The organism is Novosphingobium clariflavum (assembly GCF_026420865.1).
Lineage (GTDB): Bacteria > Pseudomonadota > Alphaproteobacteria > Sphingomonadales > Sphingomonadaceae > Novosphingobium > Novosphingobium clariflavum.
Map to the genome: position 1 here is coordinate 164,467 of NZ_JAPCWC010000002.1, position 15,665 is coordinate 180,131.

A 15,665-nucleotide genomic window follows, 5' to 3' on the forward strand; every position below is an offset into this window, starting at 1 on the left:
CGCCGCGCGCGGTCCCCCGCCCCATTGCGGGGAGGACGGGGCTGCGCAAAAATCACCCCAACAGCCTCTCGTTCACCACCTTGCCGCCTCGCGTCAGCCGGATGGCATTGCCGATCTCCTCGTCAAGCACCGGCCTGCCCTGCTCCTTGTCCCAGAAGGCCGAGATAAAATTGAACAGGTTGCGCGCGAACAGCGCCGAGGCGTCAGCGGGCAGATGTGCGGGCGTGTTCGCATAACCGACAATCTTCACCCCGTGGCGCACCACCACCTGATCCGCCTCGGAACCCTCGACATTGCCGCCTTGCGACACTGCCAGATCATAAATCACACTGCCCGGCTTCATCGTCGCGATCTGCGCGTCGGTAATGAGCCGCGGTGCCGCCCGGCCCGGAATCAGCGCCGTCGTTATCACAATGTCCTGTTTGGCGAGATGACCGGAAACCAGTTCGGCCTGTGCCTGCTGGTACGCCTCGCTCATTTCGGTGGCATAGCCTCCGGCGCCCTCCCCCTCGATCCCCGCCACGGTTTCGACAAAGATCGGCTTGGCGCCCAGCGACAGGATCTGTTCCCTGGTGGCCGAGCGCACGTCCGTTGCCGAGACTTGCGCGCCAAGGCGGCGGGCGGTGGCGATCGCCTGCAATCCGGCAACGCCCACGCCCATGACAAAACACTTGGCCGCCGTGACCGTGCCGGCCGCCGTCATCATCATCGGGAAGGCCCGGCCATAGAGATTGGCAGCGACCATCACCGCCTTGTAGCCCGCCAGATTCGATTGCGAGGAAAGGATGTCCATCGACTGCGCACGGGTGATGCGCGGCATGAATTCCATCGCCAGCGCCTCAAGCCCGGCTGCGGCATATGCATCCACCCGGGCCCGGTTGCCAAACGGGTCGAGCCCCGCGACCACCCATGCCCCCGGCTTCGCGCCTGCCAGCAGTGCCGGATCGGGGGCCTGCACCCCAAACACCACATCCGCACCGGCAATCACCTGCGCCGCCGGGCCGACGTCAGCCCCGGCTGCCGCATAGTCGTCATCGCCGATGCTGGCGGCAAACCCTGCGCCCGTTTCCACCGCGACGCTGGCGCCAAGCGCGATGAGCTTCCTGACGGTCTCGGGCGTAGCCGAGACCCGCGTTTCACCCGCCGCCCGCTCTTTCAGGACGGCGAAGCGCGTGCCCGCCACCGGGCGGCTCAGGAAGCGATCAGGCCGACGACGAGGACAACGATCACCAGCACGACTGCCGTGCCCCAGACCGTCGCCTTGATGAAGCTGTTGTAGGTTTCGGTAGCTGCCTTGATGTCCGTGCCGGAAGCCATCAGATCAAATCCCCTGTTGCGCGCCTTTGTGAGGTCCGCCGCTTTCAAAAGCGTTGTCATTCTTGTGTTATTGCCGATGGTTTAACCTTGACCGGGCCTGCGCTCAAGGGGCTTGGCATCGCGATGGCGCCGGATTGGCGCCATTTCGGATCGAACTTGAGACTGGAGACTCCCTTAAGGTTCAACAATCGGCTAGCCCTGAACGCAGCGTCAGGCTTAAGTTGCTCTTTACCGGTTTGACCTAAGTCTCTGGCACCACAACAAGGGGGCGCAAGAACAAGCGTAAGAAATGGCGGATTCCGAACAACGCCTCCTCATGCTGATCGACGACGAACCCGCGCAGAGCCGCCTCATCTCGGCGCTCGCGGCGCGTGAAGGGTGGCGCACGCTGATCGCCCGCGACCCTGAAACCGCGATCGCCACGCTCGGCACCCGTCAGGGCATGCAGCTTTCCGCCATCGTTCTCGACCAATGGGTACCGGGCGACGATGCCTGCGCGCTGATCGCCGAACTCAAGGTGCGCCGCCCGGCATTGCCGATCCTGATGCTCACCGCCAATACCTCGCCGCTGCTGGCGGTGGAGGCGATGCGCGCGGGCGCGACCGACTATCTGGTCAAGCCCATCGCGCCGGACCGGCTGATGCACGCGCTGCGCTCGGCCACCACGCGCGAAGCCCCGCGCGACGAACTGGCGCCGCTGACCGAGAAGATGCCCTCCACCCCCGATTTCGAATCGATGATCGGGGCCTCCCCCAATTTCCGCAAGGCGCTGGCGGTCGCCGCCAAGGCCGCGCGCGGGCACGGCCACGTGCTGATCGAAGGCGAAAGCGGCACCGGCAAGGAAGTGCTGATGCGCGCGATCCACGCCGCCAGCCCCCGTGCCAAGTCGCCCCTGCGGATCGTCAATATCGCCGGCCTTGCCGCCAACTCGATCGAATCGAACCTGTTCGGCCACGAAAAGGGCGCCTTTCCCGGCGCGTTCGAGCGGCAGATCGGCGCCATGCAGCATTCCGACGGCGCCACCATCGCGCTCGACGAGGTGGACCGCCTTCCTCTCAGCGTGCAGGAACGCCTGCTGGAATCGCTGCGCAGGAACGACGTACGCCCGATCGGCGCGCGCCACTCGTTCCGGGTCGACGTGCGGGTCATTGCCGCCAGCAACATGCCCTTGCAGGACCTTGTCGATGTCGGCGAATTCCTGCCGGACCTGCTGGAACTGCTGTCGCCCACCAAAGTCGAGCTGCCGCCGCTGCGCGAGCGGACGGGCGACATCCCTGCCCTCACCCGCTTTTTCCTCGCCCGCATCGGCGAGCAGCCGGGCCTCAGGGAACTGGGCATCACCGACGGCGCCCTCTCGCTGCTTGCCGCCTATGACTGGCCGGGCAACGTCCGCCAGCTACAGGCCGTACTGTTCCGCGCTGCGGTGTTCTGCGACGGCGACGCGCTGACTTCGGACGATTTTCCCCAGCTTCTCAGCATCCTCGGCACCGATTCGTCGAGCGTGGCCGCCAATCCGCGCCAGGAGAGCTCGGGCGTCATGCTCTATACGCCGGACGGCCACTTGCGCCCGCTGGAGGATATCGAGGCGGACGTGATCCGGCTCGCCATCGGCCTCTATCGCGGACGCATGACCGAAGTCGCGCGGCGGCTCGGGATCGGCCGTTCCACGCTCTACCGCAAACTCAGCGAACTCGGCATCGACAACGCGGCATAACGATAGGCGGCCCCGGAGCCGTAGCTCCGAGGCCGCCGCCCCTTGCGGGGCTGCCCCCAAGGGGATTGCGGGCGTTACAGGGCTTCGAGATAGACCTGCGGCACGCGGTAGCCACGCTTGGCCATGTACTTCACGTACTTGCCGCGCTCATGCGAAAGCTCGGTGGCATATTCGCTGTAGGCATCGCGCTGGTCCTCGATGTCGCTGGCGCGGCGCAGATCGCTGGCGAGTTCCTTGCGGCTCTCGTTCACGTTGATGCGGTAGTCATACCACTTGCTGTTCTGGATGCCGCCGATCGGGCTCTGGATGATGCGGGCTTCCTCGCCGCGCGCCACTTCCTTTTCGTACATCGTCGGCACGGCGATCGCGGCACCGGCTGGAACGAGGGCCATGGCAACCAGTGCGGTGCGGAAAATCGTCTTCTTCATGGGGACTTCTCCCTTGGCTTCGTGTGGTCGGTTCGATGGAGAAACGAGCCGAAACACGATTTTGCTCAAGGCCGAGAGACGAACCGGGGCGCCGGGCGGACGATCCGAAACCGGATGCGGCCATGCGTTCACCAGGCAACACAGCAGGCGGGCGCGTTCATCCGGGGGCAATCCCGGGTTCATCCGCCAGCCAGTTATGTCGCAGAAATCAGCGCGGAAGCTGGCCGAAATCGGTCAGCGCGGCATCGCGCAGGCCGCGCCAGACGTGGACCGCCTGCACCGTCTCGCGCACATCGTGGACACGCACGATATGCGCGCCCGCATCCATCGCCCTGATCGCCAGCATGAGCGAACCGCCGAGCCGGTCATGCGCGGGCGCTTCGTTGGAGAGCGCGCCGATCATGCGCTTGCGGCTGGCGCCGACGTAAAGCGGATGGCCGAGGCCGTGGAAGATCGCGAGGCCGTTCATCAGCGCAAGGTTCTCGGCCAGGGTCTTGCCGAAGCCGACTCCGGGGTCGAGCATGATGTTCTCGGGCCGGATGCCGGCAGCCAGACACGCGTCCCGGCGCAGTTCGAGCCAGTCGTAGACGTCCAGCACCACGTCGGCGTAGTTGCCGTTGGAATGGAGGTCGTCGGCCTTGCCCGGCGCATGCATCAGCACCACCGGCGCGCCCGAAGCCGCCGCGAGTTCGAGGCTGCGCGGATCGTAGCGCAAGGCGGAAACGTCGTTGATGATATGCGCGCCCGCTGCCAGCGTGGCTTCCATCACCGCCGGCCGGCGCGTGTCGACGCTGATCGCAGCCCCCATGGCGACAAGCTGCCCGACCATCGGCACCACGCGCTTGATCTCGTCGCCTTCCCAAACCGCACCGGCGCCGGGACGGGTGGATTCGCCGCCGAGGTCGATCATCGCCGCGCCCGCCTCGAGCATGGCGGCGGCGTGGTCGAAAGCGACCTGAGGCTTGTCGAGGAACGATCCGCCGTCCGAGAAACTGTCCGGCGTCATGTTGAGAATGCCCGCAACTTGCGGCTGTTCGAGGCGGATCGTGCGCTCGCCGCACTTGAGCGGCGGATGGACTTTCCTGAAGTTCGCCCACTGAACCTGCGCCGCAACGGCAAGATCGTCCGGAAGCGCCGCCAGCGCAGCGGGCACTTCGGCTGCACCGAGGCGCTCACGCGCGATCACCTTGCCGTTTTCCCGCACGATCAGCGCAAAGCGGCTGGCCCAGACCAGCGAACCGGCAAGGCGCACGGCATCGCCTTCCTCGCTCTGCGGGCTTTGGGCGAAGGCGATGGGCTGAATGTAGATCTGGCGAGTCATGCGCGGGCCCTTAGAGCGTTTTCCGATCTGATTGAATCAGATCGGGCTCTCCAGAACCTTTGTTTTCCGCGTTTTTCCGAGTCACTGCGTGTTCCACTCCGTTCGAAAAACGCTCTAGCGTCCGCGCAGGCCACGCAGAACAGGTTTCGGCGCCCTGCCCATTACCTCTGGCTAATAATCAGGTGGGATCACCTGATGACCCGGAAGATGCGCCACTCCAAAAACGTGAAACCGCCCTTCGAACATTTTCGAAGGGCGGTTCGCAAGCCTCAAGGCTCGGTAGCGAGAATGTAAAGCTGGCGGATCGCGTCGATCGGCTTGACCTGACCTTCGTGCTCGAGGTGCCAGAACGTCCAGCCGTTGCACGAAGGCGCACCCTGGAGTTCCTTGCCAAGGCCGTGGATCGAGCCGGTCACCTTGTCGGCGGCCAGCGAACCATCGGCGCGCACGACGGCGCGGAAGCGGTTCTTCTTGTCCGAAAGCACCGTGCCGGGGGCGATCCAGCCGGTCTCGATCAGCGTGCCGAACGCCACCTTGGGCGCGGTGCGCTTGGACTGCATGGTCTTCAACGCACGCTCGTCGAGCGGCAGCGCCATCTCGATGCGCTCCAGCGCGGCTTCGCGGTAATCGCCTTCACGCTCGCAGCCGATCCACTCGCGGCCGAGGCGCTTGGCGACGGCGCCGGTGGTGCCGGTGCCGAAGAACGGGTCGAGCACGACGTCGCCCTCGTTGGTGGTGGCCAGCATCACGCGGTAGAGCAGCGCTTCCGGCTTCTGGGTCGGGTGAACCTTGCGGCCGCCCTTCTTGAGGCGCTCGGCGCCGTTGCAGATCGGCAGGACCCAGTCCGAACGCATCTGCAGTTCGTCGTTCAGCGTCTTCATCGCGCGGTAGTTGAAGGTGTACTTCGACTTCTCGCCCATCGAGGCCCAGATCAGCGTTTCATGGGCATTGGTGAAGCGGGTGCCCTTGAAGTTCGGCATCGGGTTGGCCTTGCGCCACACGATGTCGTTGAGGATCCAGAACCCCATGTCCTGCATGATCGCGCCGAGGCGGAAGATGTTGTGGTACGAGCCGATCACCCACAGCGAGCCCTCGGGCTTGAGCACGCGGCGGGCCTCGGTCAGCCAGTCACGGGTGAACTGGTCGTAGACGGCGAAGCTGGAGAACTTGTCCCAGTCGTTGGTGACAGCGTCCACATGGCTGCCGTCCGGACGCGACAGGTCGCCGCCGAGCTGGAGGTTGTAGGGCGGGTCGGCGAAGACCATGTCGACGCTGGCGTCGGGAATGGTGCGCATCGCCTCGATGCAGTCGCCCGGGATGATCTGGCCGAGGGGCAGCAGTTCCTTCGGCGTCGGCGCGGGTGCGCGAGCGCGGATCTTCTGCTTGACGAGTAGCTGGCCCATGTTTGCTCCGGGGAATTTGAACTGTGGATTGACACCCCAATGAGTCTTTCGGGATTCACCGTCAAGCCGCGACTCGCCGGATTCCCTGGTGATTCACCTGTTCAGCACTATGGAACAAAACGAATCCCACACAAGATGTCGAGTCATGAGGGAAACACCTGACTCAACATCTTGGGGTTTGCGACTCGGCAGCGACTCGCGCGATTCCAGCAAATTTTTTTATCAACACCGCCCCGTGCGAAATGCACAGCTGCGTCGTTGAACCTGCCTGAGTCCGGCAGGGCGCGATGAGATTCAAATCCCCGCGTAGTCGACCCCGGTCATCGCCGCGCTGATCTCCCAGAGCCGCCGCGCCGCATCGGGATCGGTGGCGGAAGCCCTGCGCCTGGCCACGCCCGAGGGGCCGGAGAGTTCCCCGAAACGCTGCGGGCCGTAATATTGCCCCGGCTCGACCGCCCCCGTCGCCGCCTGCAAGGTCGGCCAGGCGCCGTCCTCGGCACTGTTGAGCACCCACCCCGCAATCGGGAAGAGCGCGCGGAATGCCAGCGAGTGGCGTCCCAGTTCGGTGGACGCCACTCCCGGATGGCAGGCCAGAGCGGTGACCGGCGAACCCGCCGCGCGCAGGCGTCGGTCGAGTTCGTACATGTGCAGCAGGTTCATCAGCTTGCTGTCGCCATAGCGCTTGGAGCGGCTGTAGCTGCGATGCGCGTCGAGATCGTCCCAGTCGATCCTGCCGCGCCGATGGGCAAGGCTGGCGGTAATGACAACGCGGCCATCCTGAACTTCGGCGAGCTTGGGCAGCAGCAGGCCGGTGAGCGCAAACACTGCGAGGTGGTTGACGCCGAACTGCAGTTCGTGCCCCTGCACGGTGCGCTCGAGCGGCGGCACCATGACGCCCGCGTTGTTCACCAGGACATCGAGCCGCGGCTCATCGCGCGCCACGATGCCTGCGCATTCGCGCACGCTGGCGAGGTCCGCCTGATCCAGCGGCACGAAGGCGAGATTGGCGCCGGGCACCTCCATGCGGATGTGCTCCATGGCGAGCCGGGCCTTGTCCTCGCTGCGGCAGGCCAGCAGCACGCGGGCGCCGCGCGCGGCCAGCACTCTCGTCACCTCGAAGCCGAGGCCGGTATTGGCGCCGCTGACGAGAAAGCACTTGCCGGCCTGCCCGGTCACGTCGGCCGCGGTAAATCCCGTCACAACATCATCTCCAGTTGAGCGACCGGCGCGAAGCTGCGGCGGTGGTGGATGGTGGGCCCGTGGCGGCGCAGCGCCTCGAGGTGCTGGGCAGTGCCGTAGCCGGCGTTGCGCTCCCAGCCATAATGCGGATGGACCAGCGCCAGATCGCGCATGATGCGGTCGCGGTGTTCCTTGGCGATGATCGAGGCGGCCGAAATGCATGGCTCCACCGCGTCGCCGCCGACGATGGCCCGGGCCTTCCAGCGCCACTCCGCCGTGCGGCCCTGCGGGGTCATGTTGCCGTCGATCAGGACCTCGTCCGGCTCCGCCCCCAGTTGCGCGCAGAGCGCCGCGACCGCGCGGGTCATCGCCAGCATCGTCGCGCCGAAGATATTGATGCGGTCGATCTCTTCCACGTCCACCACGCCCACCGCCCAGCGGCAACGGCGCTTGATCACCTCTTCCAGCTCGGCGCGGCGCCTGGCGGAAAGCTTCTTGGAATCGTCCAGCCCCGCAGGCCGGGGCTTGCACAGCACGACCGCGCCCGCCACAACCGGCCCTGCCAGAGGGCCACGCCCTGCCTCATCCACCCCGATGATCAGGCGGCCCGGTGCGCTGGCGGCAAGGGATTTACTCGACGTGACCAAGCGGAAAAACTCCAGATCGTTCCTGGCTGCGGTATCGCCCGTCGCCTGCATCCTCGCAAGCTGCGGTGCGGCAGGCTCGGGGGATAAGGCCTCGGCCGCCGCAACCGAGGCGGCGCCCTTCAAGGTCGAACAGGTCGCCGCGTTCGACGAGCCCTGGGCCATGGACATCGATGCGGCCACCGGAGCCATGATCGTCACCGAGAAGAAGGGCAAGATCCGCCTGCGCCTGGCCGACGGCAGCCTGGGCAAAGTCTCCGGCGCGCCGACAGTCGCCTATGGCGGACAGGGCGGGCTTGGCGATGTGATCTTTGCGCCGGGGCAAGGCGGCAAGACCCTGGACGGGCGCGTGGTCTACCTCAGCTGGGCCGAGGAAGGCGACGGCGATACGCGCGGCGCGGCAGTCGGCAAGGCCGCCCTCTCCTGCCCGCAGCCGGCAAGCTGCGCGCTCCAGGGCCTTCAGGTGATCTGGCGGCAGACTCCGAAGGTTTCCGGCAACGGCCACTACTCGCACCGCCTGACCTTCTCGCCCGATGGCCAGTACCTCTTCGTCAGTTCGGGCGAGCGGCAGAAGTTCACGCCTGCGCAGGATCTTGGCACCAATCTCGGCAAGATCGTGCGCCTGCTGCCCGACGGCACGCCCGCCCCGGGCAACCCCTTTGCAGACAAACCCGCCCCGACCAGCCAGATCTGGTCCTACGGCCACCGCAATGTCCTTGGCCTCGTGTTCGACGACAAGGGGCGGCTCTGGGATCTCGAACACGGACCTGCGGGCGGCGACGAGATCAACCTGGTGAAGCCCGGGCAGAACTATGGCTGGCCACTGGTTTCGGACGGCGACCACTATGACGGCAAGCCGATCCCGCGCCACAAGACCCGTCCCGATCTTGCCGCGCCGGCGATCAGCTGGAACCCGGTGATCGCGCCGGGAGACTTCATCTTCTACACCGGCGACAGCTTCCCGCAGTGGAAGGGCAGGTTCGTGATCGCCTCGTTTTCCGAACCCGGCCTCGTCACCGTGCGGATCGACGGCGAGAAGGCGGCCGAGGAGGCGCGCTATCCGCTGGACAACCGCATCCGCGAGATCCAGCAGGGCCTCGACGGATCGATCTGGCTGCTGGAAGACGGCCCGGCGCCGGATTCCGGGCATTTGCTCCATCTGACGCCGAAACACTAATCCTGCATTAGCCGAATTGAATCGACAAAGGCGCGCGCCAATCCTATCGGCGCGCGCCATGTCCGAAACCATCCCCGACACCGCCACGCTCATCCCGCTCGACAATGTCGATCCCGCGCTCGTCGAAGCGCTGCTCGACCGTGCGTTCGAGCCCGAGCGACACACGCGCACCGCCTACAAGGTGCGCGAGGGGACCGAATGGCTGCCCGGCCTGTCCTTCGCCGCGCTCGACAGCGACGAGATGCTGGTCGGCTCGATCCAGTGCTGGCCGGTGGCGCTGACCGATGCCGAAGGCCGTGCCCATCCGCTGATCATGGTCGGCCCGGTCGCCGTTCTCCCCGAACTGCAGGGCCAGGGCTTCGGCAAGGCGCTGGTCTCGGCCAGCCTCGCCGGGATCGACGCCCGCGCGCCGCTGCCGCAAGTGCTGATCGGCGACCCCGAGTATTACGAACGCTGGGGCTTCGCCAGCGAGGCCACCGGCGGCTGGAGCCTGCCCGGCCCGTTCGAGCAGCACCGCCTGCTGGTGCGCAGCGAAAATCCCGCCGTCCTCCCGCGTGAGGGCATGCTGGGCCCCTGGCTGCGCTGATTGGGGCGCCGTCAACTCGAGGCAACCGGCCCGCGTTAAATCGCGGGCTGGACCTTGGCGCGAGCGTCCCTATCTGGCATCGCGATAGCCATGCCTTATGACGTGCCGCCCGATCTGAACGCGCTGACGCTCTCGCAAGCCGCCGAACTCGTGGCCGCGCGCAAGTTGCCGCCGGTCTCGCAGTGGTCGCCTGCCGTCATCGGCGACAGCGAAATGCGCATCGCGGCGGATGGCCGCTGGTTCCATCAAGGCGGTGAGATCCGCCGTCCGGCGATGGTCCGCGCCTTCGCCTCGCTGCTGCTGCGCGACGACCGGGGCCGGCACTGGCTGGTCACGCCCGCTGAAAAGCTCTCGATCGAAGTCGAGGACGCCGCCTTCATCGCCACCGACGTGCGCGCCGAGGGCGATGCGCTGGTCTTCCGCCTCAACACCGACGATCTCGTCATCGCCGGGCCCGATCACCCGATCCGCAGTCATGGCGATCCCGAAACCCCGGCGATCTACCTTTCCGTGCGCAACGGCACCGAAGCCCGCCTCAACCGCAGCACCTATGGCCAGCTTGCCGAAATCGCGCTCGCGGGCGGCGATCTGTCGGTAACCAGCCGCGGCGCGACGTTCGATCTGGTGCCCGCATGAGCCTGCTGTTCGACCGCCTGCGCCCGCGCTTCGACGCCGCCCACAGGAACGCCCCGCCAGAGCTCTGGCTCGATCCGCGCATCGAGAATATCCCGGAGTTCAAGCCCGCCGCCGTCCTCATCACGCTGACCGAGCGGGAAGAACCCGGCACCCTGCTGCTCCACCGTCCCTCCACCATGCGCGCCCATCCCGGCCAGATCGCCTTCCCCGGCGGCCGCCTCGATGAAGGCGAGACCGCCATCGAGGCGGCGCTGCGCGAAGCGGACGAGGAACTGGGCATTCATCCGCGTGACGTGCAGGTGCTGGGCACCAGCGACGTCTACCGCACTGGCAGCGGCTACGAGATCACCCCGGTTGTCGCGGTGATCCCCGCCGACCTGCCGATCCACCCCAACCCGGCCGAAGTGGCGCAGTGGTTCGAGGCGCCGATGGGCTATCTCCTCGATCCCGCCAACCAGCAGCAATGCTCGGTCGAGTGGGAAAACCGCCGCCACCGCTTTGTCGAGATCAACTGGCACGACCACCGCATCTGGGGCGTGACCGGGGCGATCCTTCACAACCTTTCCCGCAGGCTCGACTGGAATGACTGAACAATTGCCCACCCGCATCGCACCCGAATGGATGCACCGGGAGGACATCGCCGCGCTGATCGACACGCTGGGCGCGCAGAACGTCCGCTTCGTCGGCGGCGCCGTGCGCGACACGCTGCTCGGCCTGCCGGTGAAGGACATCGACATGGCCACCACGCTGGAACCGGACGAAGTGATGATCCGCCTCAAGCGCGCGGACATTCACCGCGTGCCGACCGGGATTGACCACGGCACCGTCACCGCCGTGCTGCCCGGCGGCCCGGTGGAGATCACCACGCTGCGCCACGACGTCTCCACCGATGGCCGCCGCGCCACCGTGGCCTTCGCCGAGGACTGGCGCGACGATGCCGCCCGCCGGGACTTCACCATCAATGCGCTCTACGCCGATCCGCTGAGCGGCGAGATCGCCGACTATTTCGGCGGCCTTGCCGACCTTGCCGCGCGCCGCGTGCGCTTCATCGGCGACGCGCGCCAGCGCATCCGCGAGGATCACTTGCGGATCCTGCGCTACTTCCGTTTCCAGGCCCGGTTCGGTTCGCGGCCGGCGGACGAGGAAGCCGAAAGCGCCTGCTCCGAACTCGCCGCCACGCTCAAGGGCCTGTCGCGCGAGCGCGTGGGCATGGAGATGATGAACCTGCTCGGCCTGCCCGATCCCGCGCCGACCGTGGCGCGCATGGCCGAGCTTGGCGTGCTGGCCGTCATCCTGCCGGAAGCCGATCCCGCCGCCCTTGCCGCGCTGGTCAGGGCCGAACAGGCGCAAGCGATCGCCGCCGATCCGCTGCGCCGTCTTGCCGCGCTGCTACCGGCGCACGTGCCGCTGGCCGAGCAGATCGCCTCGCGCTTTCGCCTCTCGGGCGCGCAGAAGAAGCGCCTTGCGCTCGCTGCCGGGCGCGAGGCTGCCCCCGGCGAGGCGCGGGCGCTGGCCTATCGCCTCGGCCATGACGGTGCGCTCGACCGCCTGCTGATCGCCGGGGCCGATGCCGCATCGATCACCGGCTGGCAGATCCCCGAATTTCCCCTGAAAGGCGGCCAGATCGTTGCTCGCGGCGTCGGCGCCGGGCCGCAAGTCGCGCGCCTGCTGCGCCGCGTGGAAGAGCGCTGGATTGCCGAAGGCTTCCCCGCGGCGGCCCGCGTCGATGCCCTGCTCGACGCCGAACTGGCGGAGCAGAACTCGTGAATCTCGGCGAACTTTCCGAATTCCTCTACCAGAAGCCGCTGATGGCGCTGACCATCGCGGCGATCCTGGTCTCGATCCTGGCGGGCATGCTGACGGTGCGTTACCCGCGCCTCAGCCACGGGCTGCGCAACACGTCCTATCTCGGCCTCACCGCCGCGCTGCTGCTGACCGTGGCCAGCCTCGCCGGGAACGCCCACCGCTCCGACGCCGCGCTCTGGCTTGACCAGTTGCGCCCGGCCACGGTGCAAGGCGCGCAGACCGTGCTGCCGCTGCGCACCGACGGACATTTCTGGGTGGAAGCGCAGCTCAACGGCCAGCCGGTGAACTTCCTCATCGATACCGGCGCGACCTATACCGGCATCTCGCAATCCGTCGCCCAGCGCGCCGGGATCCTTCCGGATCAGGGCGACCAGGGGGTCATGCTCGATACCGCCAACGGCACCATCGTCGCCCGCATGGCAACCGCCGGCTCGCTGCGCTTCGGCTCGATCGAGGCGAACGCGCTGCCGGTCGCCATCGGACCGGACAACGAGGTGGAAACCAACGTGATCGGCATGAACCTGCTGTCGCAGCTCGGTTCCTGGCGGGTGGAGAACAACCAGCTGATCCTGGTGCCGAGGGCAGCCGCTTCGGACGAGTGACGAAGGCCGCCATGGCGCCTTCGCTGCACGCGGCCTGTCCGGCGTGCGCAATGCGGACGGCAAACACGCCCCCCGTCGCCCCAGCTTCGCGGGGACGACGGGGTTCAATGGTTCAAGTCAGCCCTGAAACTTGTTGTCACGCGGGAATCCGGTCGGCGGCAGGCGGCCTGCCGCGCCGCGAGCGACCTTCCACAAGCCCATGTCCTTCTCGTTGCGGGTGCGGCCGGTCTCGCCGCCCATCGTCCAGGACAGGCCATCCTCCAGCTTGAGCGTGATGAGGTCCGACAGCCCGCCGTCGCGGTAGCGCTGGAGCGTGACGCCCTGCCCCTTGGCCATCAGCGGCAGTTCCTCGAGGCTGAAGATCACCAGCTTGCGGTTGTCGCCCACCACGGCCACGTGATCGTGCTCCGCGGGAATCTCGCGCACGATCTTGAGGTGGATGCCCGGCTTGGTGGACATCACCGCACGGCCCTTGCGGGTTTCGGCGAGCAGTTCCTCGGCTTCCACCGCGAAGCCGCGCCCGATGTTGGAGGCCAGCAGGATCTGCGACTTCGGCTTGTAGACGAGCGCGGCGATGATGTGCGCGTCGGCATCGATGTCGACCATCGTGCGGATCGGTTCACCGAACCCGCGCGCGCCCGGCAGCTTGTCCGCGCCGACCGTGTAGAAACGGCCATTGTCGAGCGCGATCAGGATCTTGTCGGTGGTCTGCGCGTGGAAGGCGAAGGCGGGGCCATCGCCTTCCTTGAACTTGAAATCACTTCCCTTCGCATCCTGGCCAAGCGCCACATGCCCCTTCGCCGCGCGCACCCAGCCGCGCGCCGAGAGGATCACCGTCACCGGCTCCTTCTCGATCATCGCGTCCATGCTGAACTCGACCGTCGGCTTGGCCTGCGCGATCGTCGTGCGGCGACGGCCGAGCACGGTATCCTCGGCATATTCCTTGCGCAGCGTGGTCAGGTCGCGCTTGAGGCGCGTGCGCTGGCGGGCCGGGCTTTCGAGCAGCTTGTTAAGTTCGTCCTGCTCCTTCAGCAGGTCCTCATGCTCCTTGCGAAGCTCCATCTCCTCCAGCTTGCGCAAGGAGCGCAGGCGCATGTTGAGAATGGCTTCGGCCTGACGGTCGGTCAGTTCGAACTCGGCCATCATCACTGCCTTGGGCTCATCCTCGGTGCGGATGATCTCGATGATCCGGTCGAGGTTGAGGTAGGCGATGATATAGCCGGCAACCAGTTCCAGCCGCGAGGCGATCTTTTCCAGCCGGTGCCGGGTGCGCCGCAGCAGGATGTCGATCTGGTTGTAGACCCATTCGGACAGCAGCAGCTTGAGGCCCATCACCCCCGGAGTGCGGTGCGAATCCAGCACGTTGAGGTTGAGCGAGAAGCGGCTTTCGAGATCGGTGAGCTTGTAGAGGCTCTCCTTCAGCATCTCGGGATCGACGTTGCGGCTCTTGGGCACGAAGACGATGCGGATCTGCTCGTCGCTCTCGTCGCGGATGTCTTCGAGAATCGGCAGCTTCTTGTCGCCGATCAGCGCGGCGACCTGTTCGATCAGCTTGCCCTTGGGCAGCATGTAGGGGATTTCGGAAATGACCAGCTGCCACTGGCCGCTGCCCAGCTTCTCGATCCCGGTCTCTTCCCAGTTGCCCGCCGCGTCCTTTCCGGTCGAGAAACGGCCGCGCACGCGGAACGCGCCCTTGCCGGTCTCGTAGGCGTGGCTGATCGCCTCGGGGCTGTCGACCACCAGGCCGCCGGTCGCGAAGTCCGGGCCATGGAACACCTGCATGAGCTGGTCATGCTCGGCCTGGGGCTTGTCGATCAGCAGCATCGTCGCATCGATGATCTCGGCGACGTTGTGGCTGGGGATCGAGGTCGCCATGCCCACGGCGATGCCGGTCGAGCCGTTCGCCAGCAGGTTCGGGAACATGCCGGGAAAGATATCCGGCTCGCTCTCTTCACCGTTGTAGGTGGGAACGAAATCGACGGTGCCTTCGTCCAGCCCCGCCATGAGGTGGATCGCCGTGCGCGTGAGGCGCGCCTCGGTGTAACGATAGGCGGCGGCGTTATCGCCGTCGATATTGCCAAAGTTGCCCTGCCCCTGCACCAGCGGATAGCGCAGCGAGAAGTCCTGCGCGAGGCGGACCATCGCATCGTAGACCGAGGCGTCGCCATGCGGGTGGTACTTACCGATGACGTCGCCGACGACGCGGGCCGACTTCTTGTAGGCACTGGCGGGATCGAGCTTGAGCTGCCGCATCGCCCAGAGCAGGCGGCGGTGCACCGGCTTCATCCCGTCGCGCAAGTCCGGCAGCGAGCGGGCCGTGATCGTCGAGAGCGCATAGACGAGGTAGCGCTGCGAGAGCGCGGCATCGAAAGGCGCGTCGACAATGGCGTCGAACGGATCGGAGTCTTCGTCGGTCGTGGTCACCATGGGCGGAACCTAGCAGCGCTCCGCCCGGTGCCAAGTCGGATTCCAGCGTTTTCCAGAGCTTGGTTTCCCGATTCGTTCCGATTTATCGCGATCAGCCGATCTGCATGTCCCGCGAGAGGCCGGGGATGCGCACTTCGAGGCCGTCAAGCGCGTCCGTCAGTTCGATCTGGCAGGCAAGGCGGCTGGTGCGGGTGACCCCGGCGGCAAGGTCGAGCATGTCCTCCTCGTCGTTGGAGGCAGGCTCCAGAACGTCGAACCAGTCGGGCGAGACGATCACGTGACAGGTGGAACAGGCCATCTGCCCCTCGCAGGTTCCCTCAAGCGGCATGCCGCAGCGCTGCGCAAGCGCAAGCAGGCGCGTACCCGGTTCGGCCTCGGCCGTGACGGAGGCTCCTTCGGCGGTAACAAATCTGACGTTCAACAAT

At 66.5% G+C, this 15,665-nt stretch carries 16 protein-coding genes; 7 read left to right on the forward strand and 9 right to left on the reverse strand.

All coding sequences use genetic code 11. The features are described from left to right. Positions 1 to 52 precede the first annotated feature (52 nt). Both OKA11_RS03090 and OKA11_RS03095 read right to left on the reverse strand, forming a co-directional pair. A complete protein-coding gene (locus OKA11_RS03090; protein ID WP_267218758.1) occupies positions 53 to 1,183 on the reverse strand; it encodes an NAD(P) transhydrogenase subunit alpha in 1,131 nt (376 codons plus the stop codon). Between the two features lie 8 nt (positions 1,184 to 1,191). Further along, positions 1,192 to 1,317 (reverse strand): aa3-type cytochrome c oxidase subunit IV, encoded by a 126-nt coding sequence (locus OKA11_RS03095; RefSeq protein WP_142633277.1) that lies wholly within the window; start codon positions 1,315 to 1,317, stop codon positions 1,192 to 1,194. Positions 1,318 to 1,606: 289 nt separating this feature from the next. Here OKA11_RS03095 and OKA11_RS03100 point away from each other — a divergent pair, with 289 nt between their 5' ends. Continuing rightward, positions 1,607 to 3,031 carry a sigma-54-dependent transcriptional regulator gene (locus OKA11_RS03100; RefSeq protein ID WP_267218759.1) on the forward strand — a complete coding sequence of 475 codons (1,425 nt, stop codon included), beginning with the start codon at positions 1,607 to 1,609 and terminating at the stop codon, positions 3,029 to 3,031. Positions 3,032 to 3,105: 74 nt separating this feature from the next. Here the strand turns inward: OKA11_RS03100 and OKA11_RS03105 are convergent, their stop codons facing one another. The 5 genes from OKA11_RS03105 to OKA11_RS03125 form a co-directional block, all read right to left on the reverse strand. Continuing rightward, positions 3,106 to 3,459 carry a hypothetical protein gene (locus OKA11_RS03105; protein ID WP_207078676.1) on the reverse strand — a complete coding sequence of 118 codons (354 nt, stop codon included), beginning with the start codon at positions 3,457 to 3,459 and terminating at the stop codon, positions 3,106 to 3,108. Between the two features lie 208 nt (positions 3,460 to 3,667). Beyond that, a complete protein-coding gene (gene folP / locus OKA11_RS03110) occupies positions 3,668 to 4,780 on the reverse strand; it encodes a dihydropteroate synthase (protein WP_267218761.1) in 1,113 nt (370 codons plus the stop codon). Between the two features lie 269 nt (positions 4,781 to 5,049). Continuing rightward, positions 5,050 to 6,183, reverse strand: a complete 1,134-nt coding sequence (locus OKA11_RS03115) for a site-specific DNA-methyltransferase (protein ID WP_142633270.1) — start codon at positions 6,181 to 6,183, stop codon at positions 5,050 to 5,052. A gap of 294 nt (positions 6,184 to 6,477) precedes the next feature. Continuing rightward, positions 6,478 to 7,383 (reverse strand): oxidoreductase, encoded by a 906-nt coding sequence (locus OKA11_RS03120; protein ID WP_267218762.1) that lies wholly within the window; start codon positions 7,381 to 7,383, stop codon positions 6,478 to 6,480. Then, positions 7,380 to 8,009 carry a ribonuclease HII gene (locus OKA11_RS03125; RefSeq protein ID WP_267218763.1) on the reverse strand — a complete coding sequence of 210 codons (630 nt, stop codon included), beginning with the start codon at positions 8,007 to 8,009 and terminating at the stop codon, positions 7,380 to 7,382. The genes OKA11_RS03120 and OKA11_RS03125 overlap by 4 nt, the downstream gene beginning before the upstream one ends. On the opposite strand from OKA11_RS03125, the gene OKA11_RS03130 reads away from it, so the two are divergent. From OKA11_RS03130 to OKA11_RS03155, 6 genes are all read left to right on the forward strand, one after another. Next, the gene (locus tag OKA11_RS03130; protein ID WP_267218764.1) at positions 8,002 to 9,183 is read left to right on the forward strand and encodes a PQQ-dependent sugar dehydrogenase; all 1,182 of its coding nucleotides are present in this window, start codon (positions 8,002 to 8,004) and stop codon (positions 9,181 to 9,183) included. The two genes, OKA11_RS03125 and OKA11_RS03130, sit on opposite strands and share 8 nt — an antisense overlap. Positions 9,184 to 9,241: 58 nt before the next feature. After that, positions 9,242 to 9,769, forward strand: a complete 528-nt coding sequence (locus OKA11_RS03135; protein WP_267218765.1) for a GNAT family N-acetyltransferase — start codon at positions 9,242 to 9,244, stop codon at positions 9,767 to 9,769. Between the two features lie 90 nt (positions 9,770 to 9,859). After that, entirely contained in the window at positions 9,860 to 10,405 is a 546-nt protein-coding gene (locus OKA11_RS03140; RefSeq protein WP_267218766.1) for a DUF1285 domain-containing protein, read from the forward strand. Continuing rightward, positions 10,402 to 10,995: a CoA pyrophosphatase gene (locus tag OKA11_RS03145; RefSeq protein WP_267218768.1), complete on the forward strand. Its 594-nt coding sequence runs from the start codon at positions 10,402 to 10,404 to the stop codon at positions 10,993 to 10,995. The genes OKA11_RS03140 and OKA11_RS03145 overlap by 4 nt, the downstream gene beginning before the upstream one ends. After that, positions 10,988 to 12,172: a CCA tRNA nucleotidyltransferase gene (locus OKA11_RS03150; protein WP_267218769.1), complete on the forward strand. Its 1,185-nt coding sequence runs from the start codon at positions 10,988 to 10,990 to the stop codon at positions 12,170 to 12,172. The genes OKA11_RS03145 and OKA11_RS03150 overlap by 8 nt, the downstream gene beginning before the upstream one ends. Beyond that, entirely contained in the window at positions 12,169 to 12,813 is a 645-nt protein-coding gene (locus OKA11_RS03155) for a retropepsin-like aspartic protease family protein (protein WP_267218770.1), read from the forward strand. Before OKA11_RS03150 ends, OKA11_RS03155 begins: the two co-directional genes overlap by 4 nt. Positions 12,814 to 12,930: 117 nt before the next feature. On the opposite strand, the gene parC is transcribed toward OKA11_RS03155, so the two are convergent. Both parC and OKA11_RS03165 read right to left on the reverse strand, forming a co-directional pair. Beyond that, on the reverse strand, positions 12,931 to 15,240 hold the full coding sequence (gene parC / locus OKA11_RS03160) for a DNA topoisomerase IV subunit A (RefSeq protein WP_267218771.1): 2,310 nt from the start codon (positions 15,238 to 15,240) through the stop codon (positions 12,931 to 12,933). 91 nt (positions 15,241 to 15,331) lie between these two features. Further along, on the reverse strand, positions 15,332 to 15,664 hold the full coding sequence (locus OKA11_RS03165) for a 2Fe-2S iron-sulfur cluster-binding protein (protein ID WP_142633251.1): 333 nt from the start codon (positions 15,662 to 15,664) through the stop codon (positions 15,332 to 15,334). Between the last annotated feature and the right edge of the window lies 1 nt (position 15,665).

Coding starts and splice junctions, on each gene's coding strand:
- OKA11_RS03095 (WP_142633277.1), bottom strand. CDS start 1,317: ATGGCTTCCGGCACGGACATCAAGGCAGCTACCGAAACCTACAACAGC.
- OKA11_RS03100 (WP_267218759.1), top strand. CDS start 1,607: ATGGCGGATTCCGAACAACGCCTCCTCATGCTGATCGACGACGAACCC.
- OKA11_RS03105 (WP_207078676.1), bottom strand. CDS start 3,459: ATGAAGAAGACGATTTTCCGCACCGCACTGGTTGCCATGGCCCTCGTT.
- folP (WP_267218761.1), bottom strand. CDS start 4,780: ATGACTCGCCAGATCTACATTCAGCCCATCGCCTTCGCCCAAAGCCCG.
- OKA11_RS03115 (WP_142633270.1), bottom strand. CDS start 6,183: ATGGGCCAGCTACTCGTCAAGCAGAAGATCCGCGCTCGCGCACCCGCG.
- OKA11_RS03135 (WP_267218765.1), top strand. CDS start 9,242: ATGTCCGAAACCATCCCCGACACCGCCACGCTCATCCCGCTCGACAAT.
- OKA11_RS03140 (WP_267218766.1), top strand. CDS start 9,860: ATGCCTTATGACGTGCCGCCCGATCTGAACGCGCTGACGCTCTCGCAA.
- OKA11_RS03145 (WP_267218768.1), top strand. CDS start 10,402: ATGAGCCTGCTGTTCGACCGCCTGCGCCCGCGCTTCGACGCCGCCCAC.
- OKA11_RS03150 (WP_267218769.1), top strand. CDS start 10,988: ATGACTGAACAATTGCCCACCCGCATCGCACCCGAATGGATGCACCGG.
- parC (WP_267218771.1), bottom strand. CDS start 15,240: ATGGTGACCACGACCGACGAAGACTCCGATCCGTTCGACGCCATTGTC.